The organism is Fusicatenibacter sp., assembly GCF_050872605.1.
GTDB lineage: Bacteria > Bacillota > Clostridia > Lachnospirales > Lachnospiraceae > Fusicatenibacter.
The window spans coordinates 21,773-45,952 of sequence record NZ_JBNMHD010000013.1; the positions used below are offsets into that span (position 1 = coordinate 21,773).

The following is a 24,180-nucleotide window of genomic DNA, read 5'->3' on the forward strand; positions in this document are numbered from 1 at the left end:
CCGAAAAACATTTCAATGTGCGCAATGTCGGTTTCTTCTTGATTTTTGCATCCATAAACTTTATAATAGTTCTATATTTGATGCCCGATTTTTCGTATCAAAATTTATGAACTGTAAAGAGAGGTATCTTTTCATGAAAAGAAAAAAATTAGTTGTCGCACTTGGACACAAAGCTCTTGGAACTACGCTTCCGGAACAGAAAGCAGCCGTAAAACATTCTGCAAAGGTAATTGCAGATCTTGTTGCCGCCGGTGCTGATGTTGTCATCACCCACAGCAACGCGCCGCAGGTCGGCATGATCCACATGGCCATGAACGAGTTCGGAAAACTGCACACCGATTACAGTGCAGCCCCGATGTCTGTCTGCTCCGCTATGAGCGAGGGCTACATCGGCTACGACCTGCAGAACGCCATCCGTGCCGAGCTTCTCCGCAGAGGAATCTTCAAAACCACTTCCACGATTCTTACACAGGTTGAAGTGGATCCGTACGACGATGCTTTCAACAATCCGGTGAAACTGATCGGCCGTACTCTGACAAAAGAAGAGGCTGACGCAGAGGAGGAAAAAGGAAATTACATAACAAAGACAGAGGACGGCTACCGCCGAATCGTTGCCGCTCCGAAGCCACAGGATATCGTGGAGATCGACTCTATCCGTCTTCTTCTCGACGCCGGACAGATTGTCATCGCAGCCGGCGGCGGCGGAATCCCGGTTCTCCCGCAGAACGAAGAGTTAAAAGGTGCATCCGCAGTGATCGAGAAAGACCTTACCAGCGGCCTGATGGCAGAAATGCTGAACGCTGACATGCTGATGATCCTGACCAGCGTGGAAAACGTATCCATCAACTACGGTACACCGGATGAAAAAGCACTGGAACACATCACCGTTGCTGACGCAAAGAAATACATCGCAGAAGGCCAGTTCGGAGAAAACTCCATGCTGCCGAAGATGGAAGCAGCTGTCTCCTTCCTCGAAAAAGGCATTGGCCGCACCGCAGTCATCACTTCCATCGATTCCGCACTCGCCGGATTCCAGGGAAAAACAGGTACGATTATCGAGTAATACAAAGTATACAAAAAAGGATTCCCGCGAGTGGGAATCCTTTTTTTCTACTCTTTTTCCGGACTAAAAAGCCAGATTAGAAAGTAAATTTATCTGCAAAGTAAGCATCGAGATCCTCAATTTTAATTCTCTCCTGCTCCATGGTGTCACGGTCACGGACGGTAACAGCACCATCGGTCTCGGAATCGAAGTCGTAGGTGATGCAGTACGGAGTACCGATCTCATCCTGACGGCGATACCGTTTTCCGATATTTCCACGGTCATCAAACTCGCAGTTGTATTTCTTGGACAGCTCTGCAAAGACTTTCTCAGCGCCCTCGTTCAGCTTCTTGGAAAGCGGAAGCACACCGATTTTTACCGGTGCCAGTGCCGGATGGAAATGCATCACGGTACGAACATCATTCTTCTCTGCGTCGAGAACTTCCTCGTCATAAGCGCTGCACAGGAATGCCAGAACGACACGGTCAGCACCAAGAGACGGCTCGATAACGTACGGGATATATTTCTCGTTCTTCTCTGGATCGAAATAGGTCATATCCTGTCCAGATACATTCTGATGCTGGGTCAGGTCGTAATCGGTACGGTCTGCGATTCCCCACAGCTCGCCCCATCCGAACGGGAACAGGAACTCGATATCGGTTGTTCCCTTGCTGTAGAAGCACAGCTCTTCCGGAGAATGGTCTCTTGCACGCATCTCTTCATCTTTCATACCGAGGCTCTTCAGCCAGTTGATGCAGAAGCCTCTCCAGTACTGGAACCAGTCAAGGTCGGTGCCAGGCTCGCAGAAGAACTCCAGCTCCATCTGCTCAAACTCACGGGTACGGAAGGTGAAGTTACCCGGTGTAATCTCATTACGGAAAGATTTACCGATCTGGCCGATTCCGAACGGGATTTTCTTTCTGGAAGTACGCTGTACGTTCTTGAAGTTTACGAAGATACCCTGTGCAGTCTCCGGACGAAGGTATACGGTGTTCTTTGCATCCTCGGTAACACCCTGGAAGGTTTTGAACATCAGGTTGAACTGACGGATATCGGTAAAGTTGTGTTTTCCGCAGGACGGACACGGAATCTGGTGCTCCTCGATGAAGTTTTTCATCTCTTCCTGAGACCATGCGTCTACGCTGCCGCCTTCGATTTCAATGCCTTTTTCCTCGCAGAAGTCTTCGATCAGCTTGTCTGCACGGAAACGCTCGTGGCACTCTTTACAGTCCATCAGAGGGTCGGAAAATCCGCCGAGATGGCCGGAAGCTACCCATGTCTGCGGGTTCATCAGGATTGCACAGTCAACACCTACGTTGTGCGGGCTCTCCATGACGAATTTCTGCCACCACGCTTTTTTCACATTGTTTTTCAGCTCAACACCGAGCGGGCCGTAATCCCAGGTATTTGCCAGGCCGCCGTAGATTTCGGAACCCGGATATACAAAACCTCTGGATTTTGCTACTGCCACAATTTTGTCCATTGTCTTTTCCATAGTTAGTTACTCCTCTATTTTATTTGTTTACTTCCCATAAACAACAATAACAGGACTGGCAAGAAGAACGTCCTGCTCATATTCCTGCTCTGTTTCTTCTGTCTTAGTCTGCTCTGATGATGACGCAGAAGCGCTCTCTGTGGACTTTGTGGTCCACTCGCCGGCCGTATCCACCGTGTTTTTTCCTTTGACCACGGCTGTGCCGGAAACGCAGAGCACCGGATCTTCCGTTACGATTTCCAGCGGCTCCTCGCAGACAATCACGCGTACCTGCTTAACGCCTTTGACCGCATCTTCGACCGAAACCTCTTTGCCCTCAGAATCGACAAAGGAAGCGGAAAAATCATATCCCGCTTCTTCTGCCTCATCCAGCGTGCCTGCGAAAAATTCTGCTCCGTGATAATCCGCATAGGACTGGTAATCTCCGTATTCCATCCGGATCTCCACCTTGTCCTCTTTGATCTGGCATTTTTCCAGCTTCACAGAATCCGCATCGCCGCGCTCCTCTGTGAATTTTTTGATGTCATCCTCCACAAAGACCTTCAGTTCGTCTTCCGTGTAATCATCGTCTTTGCTGTAATCTTCCACAATGGCTTCTGTCACAACACCATTTTTGCTCACATAGACAGATGTCGTTGTCACATCTTTTAACTTCTCACAGCCCGACAGCAGCACGGAAGCCGCTGTCAGAACTGCGAGAAGCTGTCCTGCTTTTTTCATAAAAATCCTCTAAAAACCGCCTGAATTATTTATTGCGGTAAATGATATCGTCTCTTCCCGGTCCGTTGGAGATCATGGTGATCGGGAATCCGATTTCTTTCTCTACAAACTCGATGTAGTTTCTGCAGTTCTCCGGCAGATCCTCGTATTTCTTGATGCCGCGGATATCGCATTTCCAGCCCGGAAGGGTTTTCAGAACCGGTTTTGCTTTCTCAAGAATGCTGGTGTTCGGGAAATCGTGGATTTCTTTTCCGTCTACTTCGTATGCTGTGCAGACCGGAATCTCATCCAGATAGCCAAGTACGTCAAGTACGGTAAACGCTACATCGGTGGTACCCTGCATTCTGCAGCCGTAACGGGAAGCAACACAATCGAACCATCCCATACGTCTCGGGCGGCCTGTGGTTGCACCGAACTCTCCGCCGTCTCCGCCGCGTCTTCTGAGCTCATCTGCCTCATCGCCGAAGATCTCGGAAACGAAAGCACCTGCTCCTACTGCACTGGAGTAAGCTTTGCATACGGTTACGATTTTCTTGATTTCATATGGCGGAACACCTGCTCCTACTGCGCCGTAGCCGGCCAGTGTGGAAGAAGAAGTTACCATCGGGTAAATTCCGTGATCCGGGTCTTTTAAGGAACCAAGCTGACCCTCAAGCAGGATCTCCTTGCCTTCCTGAATCGCGTTCCACAGGAATGCGGAAGTATCGCATACGTATGGCTCAACCATTTTTTTGTATTCCATCAGCTCTGCATAGATCTCATCCGGATTTAACTGCGGTTTGTGATACAGATGCTCGAGCAGAATGTTCTTGGTCTCGCATACAGATTTCAGCTTCTCTTTCAGGTGCTCATCGTCGAACAGCTCGTTTACCTGGAAACCGATTTTTGCATATTTATCTGAGTAGAACGGAGCGATACCGGATTTAGTGGAACCAAAGGATTTTCCGCCCAGACGCTCTTCCTCATACTGATCGAACAGGATATGGTACGGCATTACCATCTGTGCACGGTCGGAAATTTTGATCTTCGGTGCCGGCACTCCCTTCGAAACGATCTCATTTAACTCTTTGATCAGAACCGGAATGTTGAGTGCAACACCGTTTCCGATTACGCTTGTGGTGTGGCTGTAAAATACGCCGGATGGAAGGGTATGAAGTGCAAACTTTCCATAGTTATTTACAATGGTATGGCCTGCATTCGCACCACCCTGGAAACGGACAATAATGTCTGCCTCTTTTGCGAGCATATCGGTAATCTTACCTTTTCCCTCGTCTCCCCAGTTTGCTCCTACTACTGCCTTAATCATGTGACATCCTCCTAATTCAACGTATACTTGCGGCCGGTTTTCCCGACCGTACACGCTTAGTATACCATGTTTTTCTCATAAGTAAAACTTATGATTACTTATAAAATCTGTTTTTTTATTATTTCTGTTTATCAAACGCATCAGACGTTGATTTCCGCAGTCATGCCAAGTGCCTCTTTGTTTGCCTCAAGCACCGGATTGACTACGTTCTTCAGGAATGCGCCAACCTGTACGGATGCGCGGCCTGTGTATTTGGACGGATCCATCGTCTTTTCCAGCTCTTCTTTGGTCAGATGGAACATCTCATCCGCTGCGATCAGATCCAGAAGATCGTTGTCGCGGCCTTCCTCTTTGACATGTTTTCCGGCGATCATGGACAGCTCGCGGATTCTCTCATGCAGCTCCTGACGGTCGCCGCCTGCTTTTACCGCATCCATCATGATATTCTCGGTTGCCATAAACGGAAGCTCTGCCATCATGTGTTTTAAGATAACCTTTGGATAAACCACAAGTCCGTCTACGACGTTCATGCACAGATCCAGGATACCGTCGATGGCAAGGAAGCCTTCCGGAATGGAAAGTCTCTTGTTTGCAGAGTCATCGAGGGTTCTCTCAAACCACTGTACAGAAGAGGTGATGGCCGGATTTAATGCATCGGTGATCACATAACGGGACAGGGATGCGATACGCTCGCTTCTCATCGGATTTCTCTTGTACGCCATGGCGGAAGATCCGATCTGTCCTTTCTCAAACGGCTCCTCAACTTCTTTTAAGTGCTGCAGAAGACGGATGTCGTTGGAGAATTTTGTTGCGCTTGCCGCAATGCCTGCCAGAACGTTTAATACTCTCGTATCGACTTTTCTGGAATACGTCTGTCCGGAAACCGGATAACAGTTCTTGAAGCCCATTTTCTCAGCGATCATCGGATCGATCTTGTCGATGGTCTCCTGATCTCCGTCGAACAGCTCTAAAAAGCTTGCCTGTGTGCCTGTTGTTCCTTTGGAGCCGAGCAGCTTTAAGGTGCTCTGTACGTACTCGAGATCTTCAAGGTCCATTAAGAACTCCTGCATCCACAGGGTTGCACGTTTTCCGACGGTGGTCGGCTGTGCCGGCTGGAAGTGGGTGAAGGCAAGGGTCGGCTGGTCTTTGTAGCTATCTGCAAATTTTGCCAGCTCAGCGATAACGTTCACCAGTTTTTTCTTCACCAGCTTTAAGGCTTCGTTCATGACAATGATATCGGTATTGTCGCCTACGTAGCAGCTGGTTGCTCCCAGATGGATGATTCCTTTTGCTTTCGGACACTGTACGCCGTAGGCATACACATGGGACATTACGTCATGACGGCAGACTTTCTCTCTTTCTTTTGCCACATCGTAGTTGATGTTCTCAGCATTTGCTTTCAGTTCTTCGATCTGCTCCTCTGTAATAGGAAGTCCCAGTTCTTTTTCTGTCTCAGCCAGCGCAATCCATAACTTTCTCCAGGTACGGAATTTCATATCCGGTGAAAAAATGTACTGCATCTCCTTGCTTGCATAACGTTCGGAAAGAGGGCTTACATATCTGTCAGTTCCGCTCATAGACACGATTCTCCTTTTCTTGTCAAAATGTGTATTCGGTTTCTCTTTATCCCCGCTCTTTTTTATCCCGAAAACAGGACGAAATATATAAAGAGCGTGTTTGAAAATACGTTTCAACCACGCTCTAGTATAACGCATGTTCTTTTCTTAGGCAAGTGCAACGTCGTTACTTCTCACGAAATTTTCCCAAAAAGCCCTGCATTCTGGCATTTTCGGAATCGAAGACTTCGTCCGGCGTTCCTTCCACGGCGATCACGCCCTGGTCCATAAAGATGACGCGGTCGGAAATCTCCCGGGCAAAATTCATCTCGTGGGTAACGATCACCATGGTCATATTCATCTCCGCAAGGGATTTGATGACCTTCAGCACCTCGCCTGTCAGCTCCGGGTCAAGCGCCGAAGTCGGCTCATCAAAAAAGAGCACCTTCGGGTTCAGCATCAGCGCACGCGCAATCGCAACTCTCTGGCACTGACCGCCGGAAAGCTGACACGGATACGCCTTCTCTTTTCCGGTCAGGCCCATCTTCTGCAGCAGTTCTTTCGCCTGTGCTTCCACCTCCGCGCGGTTCCGTTTCTGCACATGGATCGGCGCATCGCAGAGATTTTTCATCACATTATAATGAGGAAACAGGTGGAAGCTCTGGAACACCATTCCAAAGTTCTCCTGAATTTTCCGCAGTACGGCAGGCTTTGCATAGACGGATTTTCCGTTTTCCATCGTGACCGCCTGCTTGCCGAGATATGCCAGATCACCGCCGTCCATCGTTTCGAGCATCGCCGCACACCGCAGCAGCGTCGATTTTCCCGATCCCGACGGGCCGATGATCGAGAGTACCTCACCCTCTTCTACTTTGAGGGAAATATCTTTTAACACTTCGAGATCCCCAAAACTCTTTCTTACATGGTTCATTTCCAGATAAATCATATCGTTTTCCGCTCTCTTTTATTTAATGATAATAAGAAAATTTCTTTTCCAAAAGTTCCATCACCCACGCCACGACAAAGTTGAAGATATAATAGAAAATACCGGCGGCGACAAATGGAACCATCGTGGTCTTGGCCGCCGCGATCTGTTTTGCGATCGTGAACATTTCCACATAGGAAATGGAAAAGGCCAGCGACGTATCCTTGACCAGCGTAATCACCTCATTGGTGATCGCCGGCAGAATCCGTTTCACAACCTGCGGCAGAATAATGCGGACAAACGTCAGTCCCTTCGAATAACCAAGAAGCTTTGCTGCCTCGTACTGTCCACGATCCATCGAAACGATGCCGGAGCGGTAGATTTCTGCAAAATAGGCGCCGTAGTTTAAGGCAAATCCGGTGATAATCGCCGGAAAGCGCCATTTTCCGATGTTCATACCGAACAGATAGAACGGTCCGAAGTAAACCACCATGAGCTGCAGCATCAGAGGCGTGCCGCGCATCAGGGAGATATAGAGCCGGAAAATCCCGCTCACAATCCGGTTTTTCGACATACGCCCGAAGGCGATCAGCAGACCGAGCGGCAGGGAAAATACGAGCGTCAGGACAAATATCGAGATCGTTCCCGCCATTCCGGTACTAAGCTGTGATAGAATCATGGACAACTTCATGCTGCTTTACTCTCCTTTTTTCTCCAGACACACCATGTCTGCGATTCCGTATTTTTCTGCGAGCTTGTCGAATGTTCCGTCGGCCAGAACCTGCTGCAGGCCTTCGTTTACTTTATCGCAGAGCTCGGTATTTCCTTTTTTGAATCCGATCGCATATTTCTCGGAGTTCAGGTGCTCGTCGAGGATTTTGTATCCTTCTCCGCGGCTTTCCAGCTGATATTTGGCAACGCCGATATCCATGGCAACCGCATCGATGGAGCCTGCCTGAAGCTCTACAAACGCATTGTTGTAATCCGGGAACTGCTGCAGAGCGGCGAAAGTATCGGCAAGTTCTTTCTGACCGCCTTCTTCCTCACTCTGCAAAAGATCGAGTGCTGCGGATGCTGCCTGCACACCGACCGTCTTTCCTGCCAGATCGGACAGGCTGTTGATGCCGGAGTTCTCGGATACAACCATCACCTGGCTGTTGTCCACGTACGGATCGGACCAGGTGTAATCGTCCTCTCTGCCGTTCATGGTAAAGCCGTTCCAGATGCAGTCAATCGCACCGGAATTCAGCTCGGTATCTTTCGCATCCCAGTTGATCGGGGTTTTTACCAGCTTCCAGCCGTAAATCTCGCAGACTGCCTCGGCGAGCTCCAGGTCAAATCCGGTGTAATCGCCGGTCTCATCGTCCATGTAGCCGTACGGCGGGTATTCTGCATCGAAGCCTACGGTAAAGGTTGTCGTTCCGTCTGCGGAAGAGGATGCTGCTCCTGCTGATGAGGCAGATGTTTTTGCTGTGTCTGCGGAGCCGCAGCCAGCCAGCAGGGCCGATGCACAAAAGGCTGCTGTCAAAATGCTAACCATTTTCTTTTTCATAATAATGTTCTCCTTTTCTACGCGATCATGTTATCACTGTACTACGCTAAACTAATTGGTATCCTACCATACTCCGGCACTGCCTGTCAACCCGCACCGGTCAAATAATCCAGAAAACCTGTTCCAACACAAAAAAGTCTCCGAAACGGTCAGCAGATTCTGCTTTTTCCCGTCTTCGGAGACTTTGATTTTTTATTTTGTAACTATTTATAAACCCTTGTCACACGGCTGCTGATATCGCAGAGCATCTCGTAATCGAAACGCGCCGCCGGGTTGGCAATCTCTTCGATCGTGATGGTCTCATCCCCGTCAGTTCCGACAAGTGTTACGACGTCCTCCACCTGCACATCCGGGATGTCGGTCACATCCACCATCATCTGATCCATACAGATTCTTCCGATGATCGGTGCCTTTTTCCCGTGGATCAGCACGCAGCCCTGGTTCGAGAGAGCTCTCGGATAGCCGTCCGCATAGCCGGCTGAAACGGTTGCGATCCGCGTCATCGGTTTTTCGGTCACATACGTGGCGCCGTAGCTGACGCCGATGCCCGGGCCGACTTCTTTCACATGGATGACATGGCTCTTCCAGGAAAGCGCCGGGATCAGATCGAGGCGCTCTTTTTTTACCTCCTCGGACGGATAAATGCCGTAGGTAATGATACCGGAACGCACCATCTCAAAGCGGTGATCGTCAAATTCCATGATTCCGGCAGAATTACAGATATGGCGGAGCGGAATCGTCACGCCGCGCTCGGCTAAAAGTGCCGTCATCTTATCATATTTTTTCATCTGCACCGAACAGTACGTCTTGTCTTCCTGATCGGCGCAGGAGAAATGCGTAAACATACCTTCCAGCTCGATGTGCGGAAGATCCGCGATTTTTGCCGCCTCATCCGCATCGTGCTCCGTCACCTGGAAGCCGATCCGCGTCATGCCGGTATCGACCGCGAGGTGTGCTTTTGCTTTCCGGTTCTGGCGTGCTGCCTCTTTTTCCAGGGCAAGTGCCTGTGCGTAGCTGTCGATCGTCTGAGTGATGTCATATTCCACAAGGTCGCTGTACTGGGACGGGGACACGTAGCCGAGAATCAGGATCGGCGCGGAAATGCCGTTTTCTCTGAGCTCGACGGCCTCCTCAATCGTTGCGGTTGCAAAATAATCAACCTGGTTTTCCAGATAGGATGCTACCGGAACGGCACCGTGGCCGTAGGCATTCGCTTTTACAACGCCAAGGAGTTTCACACCCTCCGGCAGTCTTTTTTTCACTTCTCTGATGTTATGCCCGATCGCTTCAAGCGAAATCTCTGCATAACAGCGTAAGTATCTGTTCACTTTTTTCCTTCTTTCTTTCCGTACTTTTTCTGAGACGCCAAAACGTGCCTGAAAACTCTTTCGGATTATTTTCAGACACGCTCTCGTATCAGATTCCGGCTGTGCCGGTTTTTATTTGTCCGGTCTGCGGATGGCGGAATAGATATTTTTTACATTTTTCAGCACTACATGCGTTCTTGTCGCATCGACGCCCGGAAGGCTCATCACCTGGCGGTGGATTTCTTCGAGTTCGTCGGATGAGTGACAGGAAATGCGGATAATCAAATCAAAATCTCCGGTCTGATAATAGCAGGATACGATGTACTCCAGTTTCTGGATCGCGTCTGCAAAACTGTCAAAGAACTTCGGATGCTCCAGGCTGACTTCCATCAGCGCGGTCATCTCATTTCCCGTTTTCTTTTCGTCTACAATAATGGTGTATTCTTTAATCACTCCGGTTTCTTCCATTTTGCGGATTCTCTCGATGACTGCAGAAACCGATAAATGAATCTCTTTGCTGATATTGGAAGCCGTCTCGCGGGCATTTTTCTGCAATATCTTCAGAATCTTATAATCAATGGCATCCATGTATTTTTCCTCCCATAAGAATTGACAGGGCTCTTCTTTCCAGATCTTAGCATAAAATTTCCCTGTCACTACCTTTCTATTATATCAAATTTTTCAGATAAGTCCAGTTTTTCCCCAAATATTTTATAGAAAGATTAAAATTTCTCTTTAAATTGCACAGATGCCGGTTTTTCTATTCTTCGAAGGTTTCTGCAATATCCTGCATCAGAATGCCGATCCCGAGGTGCTGCGGACACTGTTTTTCACAGCGGTAACAGTTGATGCAGTCGTCGGCGCGTTTTTCCTGACCTTCGTATTCTGCGCGGACGGCCTCGATGCCTTCGCTCTCCGTCCGGTTGTAGAGTTCGAACATCAATGGGATGTTGATCTTTACCATACACGGCATGCAGCCCTGGCAGCCGGTACAGGCGACCAGAGGTTCTGCTCCATTCTCCTGCATAGGGAAGTTCCCCCTTTTTCTTTGTTTTCCGTTTTTTTATTATAGTACACTTTCCTTCCAGGAACAAGACTGATATTTACGTGCTATTCACCGGACGTTCACTCGCGCCATTTGCCCTGAATTTTCACCTTTTTCAGTATTTCAAAAATTTTTTTAATTTTTTTTAAAAAAGGGGTTGACTTTTCTCCGGCTTTCCTGTAGAATACGTTTTGTCAGTGAGGCACGGCAGTCAACAAGACAGAGAAAAAAAATCAGTGCCAATCATCTGCGGGTGTAGTTCAATGGTAGAACACCAGCCTTCCAAGCTGGATACGTGGGTTCGATTCCCATCACCCGCTTCATCCTAAAGGATGAATATGCGCGAGTGGCTCAGGGGTGGAGTACAACCTTGCCAAGGTTGGGGTCGCGGGTTCGAATCCCGTCTCGCGCTCTTTTTATTACCGAAATTTCTTCACAGGAATTTCGGTTTTTTGTTTTTTCAAAAACTTTTTTACCAAAGAAAGGAGTTCTTATGATTCAGGACATTGCTCCGCATAAATATTATGTAGATTACCAGCCTTCTGTTCCGAACGATACGGATCTTGTTTTAATTTACGGTCATCACACAATTCTGTGCAATTTCGAAGATCCCGAAATCCGCTACCCTTCCATCGCGGAAATTGCAGCTGTTTTTCCGGAGATTAAAGAAAAGGCAAAATTTCTGTTCCGCATTGATGAGACGGACTATTATGAACTGCGCAGTCCGCAGCTTCCGGAATTTGACTGCTGGAAATATGAAAACACACTGATTCTGCGCCGCGCCGTTCCGGGATGGCTCGGGTTTGCCGGCATCACCGGTTACCAGATCCATACCTGGTACACGGACCACACATACTGCGGCCGCTGCGGAACGAAGATGCATGCGCCTGGAAATGAACGCGCGATGCAGTGCCCTTCCTGCGGCGCACTCTTCTATCCGGTCATCTGCCCGAGCGTCATCGTTGCCATCACCGACGGTGACCGCCTGCTGCTCACGAAGTACGCACCTTCCCACAGCAGCCATCGCCAGTACGCCCTCGTGGCCGGCTATACCGAGGTCGGTGAGACGCTGGAACAGACCGTGCACCGCGAAGTCATGGAAGAAGTCGGATTAAAGGTGAAAAATCTGAGATACTATAAGAGTCAGCCGTGGTCCTTCAGCGGCTCGCTGCTCGCCGGATTCTACTGCGATGTGGACGGCGATCCGTCCATTACCCTCGACCGCGAGGAGCTCTCCGTCGCCGAGTGGTTTGACCGCGGTTCCCTTCCGGAGACTCCGAACCTCATCAGTCTGACCGGTGAAATGATCGAATGCTTCCGCCAGGGAAAAGAACCGAAATAAAAAATAAGAAATCATTTTGTGACTTAGTCACAGAACTTCCCGTTCTGCTGTGGTATTCTACAGTCACAACAGAAAAACAGTTACCGGGAATTACCCGTACAATAAAAAGGAGGACTTCTATTATGTCATTAATTCATGTTACATCCGAAAACTTCGAAAAAGCTCTGCAGGCAGCACCTGGCGTTGCCGTTGTTGATTTCTTTGCTACCTGGTGCGGACCGTGCAAAATGCTCGCCCCGGTCATCGAAGAGGCGGCTGAGGATATGCCGGAGATCCAGTTCTACAAAGTAGACGTTGACGAAGCACCGGAGCTGGCAAGATCCTTTAAAGTCATGAGCGTTCCGACCCTCGCTTTCTTCAAAAACGGTGAGCTCGTAAAGAAAAACGTCGGCGCCATTTCCTATGAGGAGCTGGAAGAGCTGATTAACTCTGTAAAATAAACAGCGTAATATTGGAAATGCAAGAAAAAAACGTATCGGCACAAAACCGATACGTTTTTTCTTGCATTTTTTTCTGTTCTTTTCTATCATGGAAGAAACGGCTGCTGCCGCAGCTTACAAAAGAACGATCTTCTTCCGAAAGGAGTTTTATTTATGTCATCTTTTCTGGAATCTTGTTTTCAGGAGCATTATCCATTTTATCCAAAGCTTACCGCCGATGAACAGCAGACACTCGTGCTCTCTTCCGTCCTGACGACGTATCAGCGCGGCGATTTTCTCTACAGCTGTGACGATGACTGTCTCGGCGTTCTGCTTGTCCTCTCCGGCAAACTCCGCATCTTTATCCAGTCCGGCGAGCAGCGGGAAATTACCCTGTTTACCACCGGTCCCGGCGAAGTCTGCACGCTGTCTGCCTCCTGTGCGATGCAGGAAATCAGCTTTGATATTCTGATTGAGGCCGAGGAGGAGACGAAAGTTCTCATCACTCCGGCCAGCACGTTCCGCAGACTGATGAATCAGAATATTTACGTTGAAAACTACATTTACCGGGAAACAACGGAGCATTTTTCCGAAGTCATGTGGGCGATGGGCCAGCTTCTCTTTACGCGGCTTGACCAGCGCCTTGCCGGATATCTCGAGGATGAACGCATCCGCACCGGTTCCCCGGTGCTCTCCACCACGCACGAGCAGATCGCGCGGAACCTCGGCAGTGCCAGAGAGGTCGTTTCCCGCACCTTAAAGTCGTTCGAGAAAGACGGCATCGTCGCACTCTCCCGCGGCACGGTCACGATTCTCGATGTCAAAAAGCTCCGCGGCATCTGCCGGATGCGCCGATAGTTCTTCTACGCGCGCAAACATTTTCCCACAGGCTCTGCCCTGCCGCTCGAGAAAATATTTTTCAAAAGCGTTCTAACGGCACTCCATCTTAATTTCAATCTCATTTTCTTCCACGGACACCTTCGCATAACTTCCGACGATCAGCGGCATCGCCGGATGAAGGTGTCCGATGTCGAGATCCATCACAATCGGCACGTTGTATTTTCCAAGCAGATCCGTCACGGCGCGGTACTGGTCGAGTTCCCCGAATTTCTGTCCGAACTGCAGCGGGCGGCCAATCAGAAAGCCTTTCACATATTGGAACCAGCCGGCGTGCTCCATCTGCCAGATTGCGCGGCGGATCGCAAAGACATTCAGATCGCACGCTTCCAGAAACCAGACAAAACCGTCCTCTTTATATTTTTCCACAAAATCAACCGTTCCGTCGTACTTCGTTCCAAGAATATTGACGAGACAGTCGAGGCAGCCGCCGATGAGCCGTCCCTCAAATTTGCTGTCCGCATCCGGGAAGCGGCGCAGAACGCGCGGTTCTGTAATCTGGTACGGCAGATACGGATTTTCCTCGCTTCTGCCCTTCGCATCGTCTCTTTCCCATCCCTCATAGCCACGGACGGTACGCACTTCTCCCGTCAGTACGCCAAACGCATCCGCTACGGATTTATGCCACGGCTCCATGCCGAAATCACTCGCACACGGACCGTAAACAGCCGCCGTATCGCAGAGGGTCGGCAGAAGATACGTAAAATGCGTATTGTCAGAATAGCCGAGATACCATTTCGCCGGTGCCTTTCTGATCTTTTCAAAATCCACGTAATCGAGATCCTCGCACATCAGCTCTCCGCCGCCGCAGGAAATCAGACAGTCATTCTTCTCACTGACATAATATTCCGTCAGCTCTTTTCCGCACTCCTCCGGTGCCGCGCTGATTCCGATGCCGTGCTCTGCATAGCAGTTTGGCCCAAGATCCAGCTGATATCCCATCTCTTTCCATTTTTTCTGTGCATTTGCAAACGCGGACTTGTATGGCTCTGTTGTGCATCCAAACGATGGTGCCACAAAGCCGATCGTTCCGCCCTTTTTCAGATTTTCCGGAAACCTCATGTCGCATCCTCCTTTATGATAATTCTTCTGCTTCCAGATTCTTATACTGCGTCAGCGCATCCCCGAAGATCAGCTCTCCGTCGTTCTGCGCAAAGTACAGCTCCTCTTCTTTTTCCAGTTTTGCCTTTCCGTTCGTCCCCTCGGTAATCTCCGCGCAGAGACGGTCCACCTCCGTTTTCGGAACGAGAACGCGGATTTTCACCTGATCGGTGTACTCGGATTCCAGAATCGGAATCCCCCGCTGACCGAGCAGATACTGGATTTTACCGATGCCGTTGTAATCCGTCTCAATCAACAGCCGCACGCCGCAGATCTCGTCAATCAGAACACTGTTTGCCAGCCCCTCCTGCACCGCCTGCGAGTACGCGCGCACCAGGCCGCCCGTTCCCAGCAGTGTGCCGCCGAAATACCGTGTCACCACAACAAGCACATTGCGGAGGCCCGCTCCCTGTACCACATCGAGCATCGGCCGTCCTGCCGTGCCGGAAGGCTCTCCGTCGTCGCTGCAGCGCACCGTCTCCTGATTTTCTCCAATAATATACACAAAACAGTTATGCCGCGCATCCCAGTATTTTTTCCGCAGAGCTTCCAGGCAGAAAAGTGCCTCCTCCTCAGATTCCACCAGACGCACCGTCGCAATAAAACGTGATTTCTTCTCCACGATTTCCCCGGTTCCACCCCGGTAAACCGTCCGAAACTGATCGATCATATTTTTGTACTCCTTCACCAAATATGTTTTTATTCTATCATATCACCTCCGAAAAATCAGCATTCTTTTTACGAAATACTTTTATTTCAGCCCTTTGTTTGGTATAATAAAAATAAGTATACCCTGCTTTTTGCAGGGCAGAAACACCATTGGTTACTGAACTGAATCAGTTTTGCAGGAACATAAGGAGGATTTTCTATATGCACTTTGGAAAAAGTCATCTGGAAGACAAACGTGAAGATCTGCGGTCCCATTACGGAAAGATTGAAAAGACGGCCGGCGTGACGGCGCTGCGCATCGCGTTCTGTCTTCTTCTTGTCGTTCTCGTCTGCGGTGCCGGGCTTGTGATCGGCGCTGTCCGCGGCGTGATTGACAGTGCCCCTGATATCTCGGAGGCAAATATCATGCCGCTCGGCAACGCGTCGTTTATCTACGATGCTGACGGCAACCAGGTACAGAAGCTGACCGGGGCGCAGGGAAACCGTGTCTCGATCTCGATTGAGGAGATTCCGCTCGACATGCAGCACGCGATCGTCGCGGTTGAGGATGCCCGTTTTTACGAACACAACGGCATCGACCCAAGCGGTATCATCCGTGCCTTCGTTGTCGGTGTCAGCCACGGCTTTCATTTTACCGAGGGTGCCAGCACGATCACACAACAGCTCCTGAAAAACAATGTTTTCACCGACTGGATGGAAGAGACGCGGATGCAGAGCTTCAAGCGAAAAATCCAGGAACAGTACCTGGCGCTGAAACTGGAAAAAACGCTGACCGCAGAAGGTGAAAACGCCAAAGACGTTATTCTGGAAAATTATCTGAATACCATCAACTTAGGTTCCGGCTGCTACGGTGTCCAGACGGCAGCGCAGACGTATTTCGGAAAGGATGCAAAAGATCTGACGCTCTCTGAATGCGCCGTTCTTGCCGCAATTCCAAAGGCGCCGACGGCATATAATCCGAAAAACCACCCGGAAAAAAACCAGCAGCGCCGCGACAAGATCCTGAACAACATGAAAGAGCAGGGCTACATCACCGAAGAAGAATACACCATTGCCATGAACGACAACGTTTACGACCGCATCGCCATGCACACGCAGTCCCAGGCGGAGAGCGCGCCGTACTCCTACTTTATCGATGAAGTCATCACCAACCTGATCAACGATCTGATGGTACAGAAAGGCTACACCGAAGTGCAGGCAAAGAACGTTGTCTACAGCGGCGGCCTCAAAATCTATACCACACAGGATTCCTACATGCAGTTAATCCTCGACACGGAATTCCAGAATCCGAAGAACTTCCCGTCGAACACGCAGATCGGTCTCGACTGGGCGCTCACCGTAGAGCAGGCAGACGGCGAGGTACAGAACTACAGCAAAGAGATGCTGCAGCTCTACTTCCGCAACAGCGATCCGAATTTCGATCTGCTCTTTGACTCCCAGGAGGAGGCACAGAGCTATATCGACCAGTATAAAGCCGCTATCATGCAGGAGGGCGACACGATTGTTGCCGAACGTAGCAGCTTCACCCCGCAGCCGCAGGCATGCATGACCGTTATGGATCAGCGCACCGGCTACGTGAAAGCCATCGTCGGCGGACGCGGCGAAAAAACAGCAAGTCTTACCTTCAACCGCGCAACCGATAATTATTCCCAGCCGGGTTCCACGTTCAAGATTCTTTCCGCGTACGGACCGGCGCTCGACCTTGGAAAGATTACACTCGCTACGGTAATTAAGGATGAGCCGTTCAACTACAGCGACGGCACACCGCTGCAGAACTCGGATCTTACCTATCATGGTGATGTTACCGTCCGCCAGGCGATCATCAATTCCATCAATATCCCGGCCGTCAAGGTACTGACCGAAATTACGCCGAAGGTCGGCTTTGATTATCTGAAGAAGCTTGGTTTTTCCAAACTCTCCGAGGAATACGATGTGATCCAGCCGCTGGCTCTCGGCGGTATCACCTACGGTGTCAGTGATCTCGAACTGACGGCAGCCTACGCGGCAATCGCAGACGGCGGCCAGTACCGCAGGCCGGTGTTCTACACAAAGGTTACCGACAGCAAGGGAAATGTTTTAATTGACAACACAGAAAACAAGGCAACGCAGGTCTTCAAGGCAAGCACTGCCTCCCTCCTCACCAATGCCATGGAGGATGTTCTGGAAAAAGGTACCGGTGTTGCCGCCCGCCTCGACAATATGCACGCAGCCGGAAAAACCGGTACGACGAACGAGGCCAAGGATCTCGTCTTTGCAGGCTTTACACCATATTATACCGCTGCCATCTGGGCAACGTATGATACACACGCGGAGTTTCCGGAGAGCGACCGTGAATTCCACAAACGTCTCTGGGCAAAGGTCATGAATGAAATCCACGAAGGCCTTGCCGATATGGATTTCGAAACTTCCGCAACAGTACAGGAGGCAACGATCTGTACGAAGACCGGCCTGCTCGCCCGCTCAAGCTGTCCGTCCATCACCGAATACTTTGCGGTATCCGATCTGCCGACCGAGCGTTGCAAGGGCCACTACACTGCGCCGGCCTCAACACCGACGCCGACCAGAACCCCTTCCGCAGCATCAACCCCGCAGGCAACCCCGACACCGACGGAGGCACCGCAGGAAACTCCGGCTCCGACCGAAACACCTGCCGATCCGCCTTCTGATACACCGGAGACTCCTGACACACCGGATACTCCTGATGCACCGTCAGAACCGGATACCCCGGCGGAGATATCGGAAGTACAGCCGCAGTCCGAAGAGAGCGGCTCTTCCGAATAACTTTTTCAGTCAGTCTATGCACAAAAAACCGGCCCTCTGGCAGATGCCAGCAGGACCGTTTTTTTATACTTATCTTTCGTTTAAAATCTGAATCAATCAGTCGATCAGCATCTTTGCTGCGCCGTAGATACCAGCATCGTTTCCAAGGGAAGCGAGTACAATCGGGGTATCTTTGCATGCGAGGAACGCTGCCTGACGGTAGTATTTTGCCACACCGTCGATCAGGATCTGGCCTGCTTTGGATACGCCGCCGCCGACTACGATAACTTCCGGGTCAACAACGCATGCGAAGACTGCGAGTGCTCTTCCGAGGTATGCGGAGAACTCTTCTACGATGTCTTTTGCTGCTTCGTCGCCCTCTTTTAATGCGTCAAAAACAGCTTTGGCGCTGACAGACTCTCCTCTTTCTCTTAAAACAGACGGAGTGTCATGGGATGCCAGATATTTCTTGGTCAGACGAACGATACCGGTTGCAGATGTCATCTGCTCGAGGCATCCGTGGTTTCCGCAGTTGCAGACTGCTTCTTCTTCCGGATCAACACATGCATGACCAACCTCGCCGCCTGCACCGTGAGCACCTGCTACGATCTTGCCGTCCAGGATGATTCCGCCGCCGACACCGGTTCCAAGGGTAACCATAACCAGGTTTTTCGTTCCCTTTCCGCCGCCTGCCCACATCTCACCGAGAGCTGCTGCGTTTGCGTCGTTTGCTGCTTTTACTGTCATTCCGCCGAGTTCGTCGGAAAGCTCTTTTACGATATTTTTATATCCCCAGTTCAGGTTGACTGCGATGGAAAGCTCACCTTTGTCATTAACCGGGCCAGGTACGTCGATGCCGACACCGGCAACATCATCTGCTGCAATGCTCTTCTCACCCATTTTTGCTTTTACGCTTTTTGCGATATCCGGCAGAATTTCGCTTCCGCCGTTCTCTGTGCGGGTCGGGATTTCCCATTTGTCCAGCAGAGTTCCGTCTGTCTGGAACAGTCCACATTTTACAGAAGTACCCCCAACATCGATTCCAAATACATAGTTTGCCATTTTTTTACTTCTCCTCTCTTTTTTTCACTAAATTAGCCTGTACACGGCGGTACAGCTCCTGTGCGGCATTGTAGCCCATCTTCTTCTGTCTGTGGTTGACAGCAGCGGTTTCTACGATGATCGCCAGGTTACGGCCCGGACGGATCGGAAGGGAATGGCAGACAACCTTGTTTCCAAGGAACTCAATATACTCTTCTTCCAGGCCCAGACGGTCGTATTCTTTCTCTTTGTCCCACTCCTCGAGCTTGATGACAAGATCGATGGACTGGGTATCTTTTACGCTCTCGACACCAAACAGTGTCTTGACGTCGATGATACCGATACCGCGCAGCTCGATAAAGTGACGCGTGATATCCGGTGCCGTTCCGACCAGCGTAATGTCGCTGACACGGCTGATTTCAACCACATCATCGCTGACGAGACGATGGCCTCGTTTGATCAGCTCCAGTGCAGCCTCGCTCTTTCCGATTCCGCTCTCGCCCATGATCAGGACGCCCTCGCCGAATACATCGACCAGCACGCCGTGGATGGAGATCATCGGGGCAAGCTGGACATTCAGCCAGCGGATGATTTCAGCCATGAAAACGGAAGTCGATTTGTCTACCGCAAAGGCCGGTACCTGGTAACGATTGCACAGATCCAGAATTTCCTGTCCCGGAATCATTTTCGTTGTGAAAATGACACATGGGATCTTACGGCTTACAAACTCTTCAAACGCGCGGACGCGCTCGCTCTCCTCAAGATGCTGCAGATACGTGAACTCTACATAACCGATGATCTGCACACGCTCATTGGCAAAATGCTCATAGTAGCCGGTCAGCTGCAGTGCAGGACGGTTGATATCCGGTGTGGCAATGACAAGATCTGTCATATCAACCTCTGGTGTCAGGTTGCGGAGATCCATTTCCTCCACCATTTTGGTCATTTCAATTTCTTTCATTTTCCTGTCCTCCGACTTCATTCGACGTCTTTTTAAATCCGTCTCTTCTATAATTTTAGCACAATAAAGCATCACGGGCAACCTGGAAATTTAACTATTTTGACGAATTCTCATTTTCCTCCTGTGCAGGTGCGTGAAAGAATGTGTAAACCTGCTCCGCCGCCTTTTTGTTCATGCCCGGAAGTCCGGAAAGTTCTTCCACGGTTGCCGCCTTGATATCATCAATTCCCTGAAAGTGGCGCATCAGTTCTTTCCTTCTTGTCGGTCCGATGCCCGGGATGTCGTCGAGAATCGAGTGGACCTGTCCCTTGCTCCGCAGCAGGCGGTGGTATTCGATTGCAAAGCGGTGCGCCTCGTCCTGCACGCGTGTGATCAGTTTGAATCCCTCGCTGTTCCGGTCGATCGGGATTTCCACGTTTCGGAAATACAGGCCCCTCGTGCGGTGCTTGTCGTCCTTTACCATACCGCAGACCGGAATCGCAAGATCCATTTCTTCAAGCACCTCAAGCGCAATGTTGACCTGGCCGCGTCCGCCGTCCATCATGATCAGGTCCGGCAGCCGCTCGAAACCGCTGTCCTCCTGGATGCCGCGCAGAAAACGGCGGCTTAAGACCTCTTTCATACTGGCGTAATCGTTCGGTCCCTCGACGGATTTGATCTTGAATTTTCGGTAATCGGCGCGCTTTGGCTTTCCTTTCTCGTAGACGATCATCGAGCCGACCGACTGGAAACCGCTGATATTGGAGATATCGTACGCCTCGATGCGGTCGATGGACGGCAGGTTCAGCCATCTGGCGATCTCTTTTACGGCGCCGATCGTCCGTCCCTCTTCCCGCTTGATCCGCTCGCGGTCCTGGTCGAGAACAATCTGCGCGTTCCGCTCCGCCAGTTCCACCATCTTTTCCTTGCTGCCCTTTTTCGGCACACGGATGCGGACCTTCTGGCCGCGCTTGCTGCTTAAATACTCTTCCATCAGCTCCTGCTCGGCAATCTCCTCGGAAATCATGATTTCCCGCGGGATGAACGGCGTGCCGGAGTAGAACTGTTTCATAAATGTGAGCAGCACCTCGTTTTTCTGCTCCTCCTCGCCGATCCGCAGATAATAATGCTCCCGCCCGATCAGCTTTCCATTCCGGATAAAGAAGACCTGCGCCACCGCATCCTCTTTGTCCATCGCAAGCGCAATGACATCCTTGTCCTCGCCGTCACTGTTCGTAATCTTCTGCCGCTCGCCGATCCTGCGCACGCTGTCGATCAGATCACGGTACTCCGCCGCCTGCTCGAACCGCATCTCCTCAGCCGCCTCCGTCATTTTTCCAGTCAGCTCTTTGATAATGTCATTGTAATTTCCATTCAGGAAACTGATCGCCTTTTTGATCTGCTCGCCGTACTCTTCTTTGGAAATGTATCCCTGGCACGGCGCCTTGCACTGGTGGATATGATAGTAAAGACACGGGCGGTCCTTACCGATCTCCTTTGGCAGGCTCTTATTGCAGGAACGGATATCGTACAGCTTCCGCAGCAGTTCGATCGTATCTTTCACAGCTCCGGCGCTCGTGTACGGGCCGAAATATTTCGCCTTGTCCTTCTTCATCTGATGGGAAAACAGAATGCGTGGAAAATCCTCGTTCACGGTCACCTTAATGTACGGGTACGCCTTGTCATCTTTCAGCATCGTATTGTATTTCGGACGGTGCTCTTTGATAAGGTTGCACTCCAGCACGAGCGCCTCCAGTTCGGAATCCGTCACAATATACTCAAAGCGGGCGATATGCGTGACCATCCGCTCAATCTTCGGCCCTTTGTTGCGGCTCGTCTGGAAATACTGGCGGACACGGTTTTTCAGCGAAATCGCCTTTCCCACGTAGATAATTGTGTCGTCCGCGTCGTGCATCAGATAGACGCCGGGTTTTCCCGGCAGTTTTTTCAGTTCTTCCTGGATATCAAACGCCATATGACCCTCCTCTTTTTGGGACTGTAATGTTGAAAATGCCCAGCGTGCAGAGATCGTTTTCTCTGCTCCCGCCGGGCCTTTTCACTTTCTTTTTATACTTCTGGATTTACGGTAAAATCCGCCTCCGGAAGTGCTGTATTTTCTGTTTCTGTATTTTCTGGATTTTCAACCGCTTCTTCCGCGTTTCCATTCCGTTTTGCAATCACCTGATGAAAAATCTCCATAAATTCTTTTCCGGTGATCGTCTCTTTCCGGATCAGGTAAGCTGCGATTTCATCCATCGCATCGCGGTTAGCTGCCAGAAGTTCTTTTGCCTGCTCATACGACTCTTTCAGGATCTTCATGACCTCGTGGTCGATTTCGGTTGCTGTGGCATCGCCGCAGTTTAAGACCATTCTTCCGTCGAGGTACTGATTCTGCTGGGTCGCAAGACCGATCAGACCGAATTTCTCCGACATACCGTACTGCGTGATCATCGCGCGGACAATCTTCGTCGCTTTCTCGATATCATTCGAAGCTCCCGTTGTCACGTTGCCGAAGACGATCTCCTCTGCCGCTCTTCCGCCGAGGCACTCGACGATCATCGCCTCGAGTTCGCTCTTCGTGTTGAGGTATTTCTCCTCCTCCGGCACCTGCATGACGTAGCCGAGCGCACCCATCGTACGCGGCACAATCGTGATTTTCTGTACCGGCTCGGAATCCTTCTGCAGTGCAGTAACAAGTGCGTGGCCTACCTCGTGGTAGGAAACGATCTTTCGCTCTTCCTGACTCAAGATGCGGTCCTTCTTCTCTTTTCCGACGAGGACAACCTCGACTGCCTCGAGAAGATCCTTCTGGGAAACGGCTTTTCTTCCGTTCTTGACCGCAAGAATCGCTGCCTCGTTGATCATATTTGCAAGATCAGAACCAACGGCTCCCGATGTCGCAAGTGCAATGCCGTCGAGATCAACCGTCTCATCGAGCGATACGTTCTTGGCATGTACTTTCAGGATTTCCACACGGCCTTTCAGGTCCGGTCTTTCTACGATAATCCGGCGGTCAAAACGGCCTGGACGCAGCAACGCCGGGTCAAGCACCTCCGGGCGGTTTGTCGCCGCAAGGATCAGAACACCCTTGGAGCTGTCAAATCCGTCCATCTCGGCAAGGAGCTGGTTTAACGTCTGCTCCCGCTCGTCGTTGCTGTTGTAGCTGTTGTCACGGCTCTTTCCGATCGCATCGATCTCATCGATAAAGATGATGCACGGTGCATTTTTCTTTGCTTCCTCAAACAGGTCACGCACACGCGATGCACCGACACCGACGAACATCTCGACAAATTCCGAAGCGGACATCGAGAAAAACGGTACGTGCGCTTCGCCGGCTACGGCTTTGGCAAGCAGTGTTTTTCCGGTTCCGGGAGGGCCTACAAGAAGCGCTCCTTTCGGAAGTTTTGCACCGATCGTTGTGTATTTTCCAGGGTTATGCAGGAAATCCACAACCTCCTGGAGCGATTCTTTTGCCTCGTCCTGTCCCGCAACATCGCGGAATGTCACGCCGGTTTCTTTCTGTACGTAGGCCTTTGCTTTGCTCTTTCCTACGCCCATGACTCCGCCGCCTTTGTTCATGCTGCGCATCACCCATACCATGACAGCAACAAGCATCACAACCGGCAGAATGACTGTCAGCAATGTGTAAATGATCGTTCCGGTAGAATCCGGCGGATCTTTGTGGTACGTAATGCCTTTCTCCTGTAACAGATCGACCAGCTCCTGCTCATCTCCCATCATCGTTACCTGATAGGTGATTCCCTCCGATTTCTGGTCTTTCGGCGTTACGGTCAGTGTTCCCGATTTCAAGACAACTTCCTGCACTTCATCGTTGTTTACCATGTCCAGGAATTTGCTATAGTCAAGATCCTCTGAAGTAATTCCCCCAAGGGCATTGTTCAGAAGTCCCATCACCATCAGGCTGACGAGGAGGCAGATCAGGATAATGAGTATCGTCTGTCTGTTTTTCGGTCCTCCCCCGGAGCCGTTTTCTGGTTCCCGGTTCTGATTTTTTCTATCGTCCATGCTTTTCCTCCTTGTATGTCAAACCGCCCCTCTTTTT

The 24,180-nt window shown here is 50.5% G+C and carries 21 protein-coding genes and 2 tRNA genes; 7 read left to right on the forward strand and 16 right to left on the reverse strand.

Going from position 1 to position 24,180, the window contains the following annotated elements:
* Positions 1-133 precede the first annotated feature (133 nt).
* On the forward strand, positions 134-1,063 hold the full coding sequence (gene arcC, locus ACY2VT_RS05880) for a carbamate kinase (protein WP_461879233.1): 930 nt from the start codon (positions 134-136) through the stop codon (positions 1,061-1,063).
* 76 nt (positions 1,064-1,139) lie between these two features.
* On the opposite strand, the gene ACY2VT_RS05885 is transcribed toward arcC, so the two are convergent.
* The 10 genes from ACY2VT_RS05885 to ACY2VT_RS05930 all read right to left on the reverse strand — a co-directional run bounded on the left by ACY2VT_RS05885 (position 1,140) and on the right by ACY2VT_RS05930 (position 10,930).
* Positions 1,140-2,537 (reverse strand): glycine--tRNA ligase, encoded by a 1,398-nt coding sequence (locus ACY2VT_RS05885; protein WP_055265793.1) that lies wholly within the window; start codon positions 2,535-2,537, stop codon positions 1,140-1,142.
* A 27-nt stretch (positions 2,538-2,564) separates the two neighbouring features.
* Positions 2,565-3,257 (reverse strand): hypothetical protein, encoded by a 693-nt coding sequence (locus tag ACY2VT_RS05890; protein WP_461879234.1) that lies wholly within the window; start codon positions 3,255-3,257, stop codon positions 2,565-2,567.
* Between the two features lie 25 nt (positions 3,258-3,282).
* Positions 3,283-4,563, reverse strand: a complete 1,281-nt coding sequence (locus ACY2VT_RS05895) for an adenylosuccinate synthase (RefSeq protein WP_055265795.1) — start codon at positions 4,561-4,563, stop codon at positions 3,283-3,285.
* A 140-nt stretch (positions 4,564-4,703) separates the two neighbouring features.
* Entirely contained in the window at positions 4,704-6,140 is a 1,437-nt protein-coding gene (purB, locus tag ACY2VT_RS05900) for an adenylosuccinate lyase (protein WP_461879235.1), read from the reverse strand.
* A 166-nt stretch (positions 6,141-6,306) separates the two neighbouring features.
* Positions 6,307-7,065: an amino acid ABC transporter ATP-binding protein gene (locus ACY2VT_RS05905; RefSeq protein WP_461879236.1), complete on the reverse strand. Its 759-nt coding sequence runs from the start codon at positions 7,063-7,065 to the stop codon at positions 6,307-6,309.
* A gap of 22 nt (positions 7,066-7,087) precedes the next feature.
* Positions 7,088-7,735: an amino acid ABC transporter permease gene (locus ACY2VT_RS05910; RefSeq protein ID WP_461879237.1), complete on the reverse strand. Its 648-nt coding sequence runs from the start codon at positions 7,733-7,735 to the stop codon at positions 7,088-7,090.
* A gap of 6 nt (positions 7,736-7,741) precedes the next feature.
* Positions 7,742-8,596, reverse strand: a complete 855-nt coding sequence (locus ACY2VT_RS05915) for an amino acid ABC transporter substrate-binding protein (protein WP_118666754.1) — start codon at positions 8,594-8,596, stop codon at positions 7,742-7,744.
* Positions 8,597-8,799: 203 nt separating this feature from the next.
* Positions 8,800-9,924 carry an alanine racemase gene (gene alr / locus ACY2VT_RS05920; protein WP_461879238.1) on the reverse strand — a complete coding sequence of 375 codons (1,125 nt, stop codon included), beginning with the start codon at positions 9,922-9,924 and terminating at the stop codon, positions 8,800-8,802.
* Between the two features lie 111 nt (positions 9,925-10,035).
* Positions 10,036-10,491, reverse strand: coding sequence for an Lrp/AsnC family transcriptional regulator (locus ACY2VT_RS05925; protein WP_022463135.1), 456 nt, complete (start codon positions 10,489-10,491; stop codon positions 10,036-10,038).
* 172 nt (positions 10,492-10,663) lie between these two features.
* Positions 10,664-10,930: a 4Fe-4S dicluster domain-containing protein gene (locus ACY2VT_RS05930; RefSeq protein ID WP_461874149.1), complete on the reverse strand. Its 267-nt coding sequence runs from the start codon at positions 10,928-10,930 to the stop codon at positions 10,664-10,666.
* Positions 10,931-11,197: 267 nt separating this feature from the next.
* Between ACY2VT_RS05930 and ACY2VT_RS05935 the strand changes: the two genes are divergently transcribed.
* From ACY2VT_RS05935 to ACY2VT_RS05955, 5 genes are all read left to right on the forward strand, one after another.
* A tRNA-Gly gene (locus tag ACY2VT_RS05935) sits at positions 11,198-11,268 on the forward strand.
* A gap of 20 nt (positions 11,269-11,288) precedes the next feature.
* Positions 11,289-11,360 (forward strand) — tRNA-Gly (locus ACY2VT_RS05940).
* Positions 11,361-11,441: 81 nt separating this feature from the next.
* The gene (nudC, locus tag ACY2VT_RS05945) at positions 11,442-12,290 is read left to right on the forward strand and encodes an NAD(+) diphosphatase (protein WP_461879239.1); all 849 of its coding nucleotides are present in this window, start codon (positions 11,442-11,444) and stop codon (positions 12,288-12,290) included.
* Complete coding sequence (gene trxA, locus ACY2VT_RS05950; RefSeq protein WP_461879240.1) at positions 12,260-12,730, forward strand: thioredoxin; 471 nt, start codon at positions 12,260-12,262, stop codon at positions 12,728-12,730. The genes nudC and trxA overlap by 31 nt, the downstream gene beginning before the upstream one ends.
* 153 nt (positions 12,731-12,883) lie before the next feature.
* Complete coding sequence (locus tag ACY2VT_RS05955) at positions 12,884-13,567, forward strand: Crp/Fnr family transcriptional regulator (RefSeq protein WP_238061332.1); 684 nt, start codon at positions 12,884-12,886, stop codon at positions 13,565-13,567.
* A 72-nt stretch (positions 13,568-13,639) separates the two neighbouring features.
* Here the strand turns inward: ACY2VT_RS05955 and ACY2VT_RS05960 are convergent, their stop codons facing one another.
* Together ACY2VT_RS05960 and ACY2VT_RS05965 are read right to left on the reverse strand one after the other, a co-directional pair.
* A complete protein-coding gene (locus ACY2VT_RS05960; protein WP_461879241.1) occupies positions 13,640-14,668 on the reverse strand; it encodes a S66 family peptidase in 1,029 nt (342 codons plus the stop codon).
* Between the two features lie 13 nt (positions 14,669-14,681).
* Positions 14,682-15,377 carry a YigZ family protein gene (locus ACY2VT_RS05965; protein ID WP_461879242.1) on the reverse strand — a complete coding sequence of 232 codons (696 nt, stop codon included), beginning with the start codon at positions 15,375-15,377 and terminating at the stop codon, positions 14,682-14,684.
* A gap of 200 nt (positions 15,378-15,577) precedes the next feature.
* Between ACY2VT_RS05965 and ACY2VT_RS05970 the strand changes: the two genes are divergently transcribed.
* Positions 15,578-18,157: a transglycosylase domain-containing protein gene (locus ACY2VT_RS05970; protein WP_461879243.1), complete on the forward strand. Its 2,580-nt coding sequence runs from the start codon at positions 15,578-15,580 to the stop codon at positions 18,155-18,157.
* 96 nt (positions 18,158-18,253) lie between these two features.
* On the opposite strand, the gene ACY2VT_RS05975 is transcribed toward ACY2VT_RS05970, so the two are convergent.
* The 4 genes from ACY2VT_RS05975 to ftsH all read right to left on the reverse strand — a co-directional run bounded on the left by ACY2VT_RS05975 (position 18,254) and on the right by ftsH (position 24,143).
* Entirely contained in the window at positions 18,254-19,198 is a 945-nt protein-coding gene (locus tag ACY2VT_RS05975) for an ROK family glucokinase (protein WP_461879244.1), read from the reverse strand.
* Between the two features lie 4 nt (positions 19,199-19,202).
* A complete protein-coding gene (gene hprK, locus ACY2VT_RS05980; protein WP_461879245.1) occupies positions 19,203-20,138 on the reverse strand; it encodes an HPr(Ser) kinase/phosphatase in 936 nt (311 codons plus the stop codon).
* A gap of 94 nt (positions 20,139-20,232) precedes the next feature.
* The gene (uvrC, locus tag ACY2VT_RS05985; protein WP_461879246.1) at positions 20,233-22,092 is read right to left on the reverse strand and encodes an excinuclease ABC subunit UvrC; all 1,860 of its coding nucleotides are present in this window, start codon (positions 22,090-22,092) and stop codon (positions 20,233-20,235) included.
* Positions 22,093-22,184: 92 nt separating this feature from the next.
* Complete coding sequence (gene ftsH, locus ACY2VT_RS05990) at positions 22,185-24,143, reverse strand: ATP-dependent zinc metalloprotease FtsH (protein WP_461879247.1); 1,959 nt, start codon at positions 24,141-24,143, stop codon at positions 22,185-22,187.
* Positions 24,144-24,180: the final 37 nt, after the last annotated feature.

What these genes read in the sequence shown, in the direction of transcription:
- trxA (WP_461879240.1), top strand. Translation starts at nt 12,260, where the DNA reads ATGCTTCCGCCAGGGAAAAGAACCGAAATAAAAAATAAGAAATCATTT.
- arcC (WP_461879233.1), top strand. Translation starts at nt 134, where the DNA reads ATGAAAAGAAAAAAATTAGTTGTCGCACTTGGACACAAAGCTCTTGGA.
- ftsH (WP_461879247.1), bottom strand. Translation starts at nt 24,143, where the DNA reads ATGGACGATAGAAAAAATCAGAACCGGGAACCAGAAAACGGCTCCGGG.
- hprK (WP_461879245.1), bottom strand. Translation starts at nt 20,138, where the DNA reads ATGAAAGAAATTGAAATGACCAAAATGGTGGAGGAAATGGATCTCCGC.
- ACY2VT_RS05965 (WP_461879242.1), bottom strand. Translation starts at nt 15,377, where the DNA reads ATGATCGATCAGTTTCGGACGGTTTACCGGGGTGGAACCGGGGAAATC.
- ACY2VT_RS05930 (WP_461874149.1), bottom strand. Translation starts at nt 10,930, where the DNA reads ATGCAGGAGAATGGAGCAGAACCTCTGGTCGCCTGTACCGGCTGCCAG.
- ACY2VT_RS05885 (WP_055265793.1), bottom strand. Translation starts at nt 2,537, where the DNA reads ATGGAAAAGACAATGGACAAAATTGTGGCAGTAGCAAAATCCAGAGGT.
- ACY2VT_RS05970 (WP_461879243.1), top strand. Translation starts at nt 15,578, where the DNA reads ATGCACTTTGGAAAAAGTCATCTGGAAGACAAACGTGAAGATCTGCGG.
- ACY2VT_RS05925 (WP_022463135.1), bottom strand. Translation starts at nt 10,491, where the DNA reads ATGGATGCCATTGATTATAAGATTCTGAAGATATTGCAGAAAAATGCC.
- nudC (WP_461879239.1), top strand. Translation starts at nt 11,442, where the DNA reads ATGATTCAGGACATTGCTCCGCATAAATATTATGTAGATTACCAGCCT.
- ACY2VT_RS05960 (WP_461879241.1), bottom strand. Translation starts at nt 14,668, where the DNA reads ATGAGGTTTCCGGAAAATCTGAAAAAGGGCGGAACGATCGGCTTTGTG.
- ACY2VT_RS05915 (WP_118666754.1), bottom strand. Translation starts at nt 8,596, where the DNA reads ATGAAAAAGAAAATGGTTAGCATTTTGACAGCAGCCTTTTGTGCATCG.
- ACY2VT_RS05955 (WP_238061332.1), top strand. Translation starts at nt 12,884, where the DNA reads ATGTCATCTTTTCTGGAATCTTGTTTTCAGGAGCATTATCCATTTTAT.
- ACY2VT_RS05895 (WP_055265795.1), bottom strand. Translation starts at nt 4,563, where the DNA reads ATGATTAAGGCAGTAGTAGGAGCAAACTGGGGAGACGAGGGAAAAGGT.
- ACY2VT_RS05905 (WP_461879236.1), bottom strand. Translation starts at nt 7,065, where the DNA reads ATGATTTATCTGGAAATGAACCATGTAAGAAAGAGTTTTGGGGATCTC.
- uvrC (WP_461879246.1), bottom strand. Translation starts at nt 22,092, where the DNA reads ATGGCGTTTGATATCCAGGAAGAACTGAAAAAACTGCCGGGAAAACCC.
- ACY2VT_RS05910 (WP_461879237.1), bottom strand. Translation starts at nt 7,735, where the DNA reads ATGAAGTTGTCCATGATTCTATCACAGCTTAGTACCGGAATGGCGGGA.
- ACY2VT_RS05890 (WP_461879234.1), bottom strand. Translation starts at nt 3,257, where the DNA reads ATGAAAAAAGCAGGACAGCTTCTCGCAGTTCTGACAGCGGCTTCCGTG.
- ACY2VT_RS05975 (WP_461879244.1), bottom strand. Translation starts at nt 19,198, where the DNA reads ATGGCAAACTATGTATTTGGAATCGATGTTGGGGGTACTTCTGTAAAA.
- purB (WP_461879235.1), bottom strand. Translation starts at nt 6,140, where the DNA reads ATGAGCGGAACTGACAGATATGTAAGCCCTCTTTCCGAACGTTATGCA.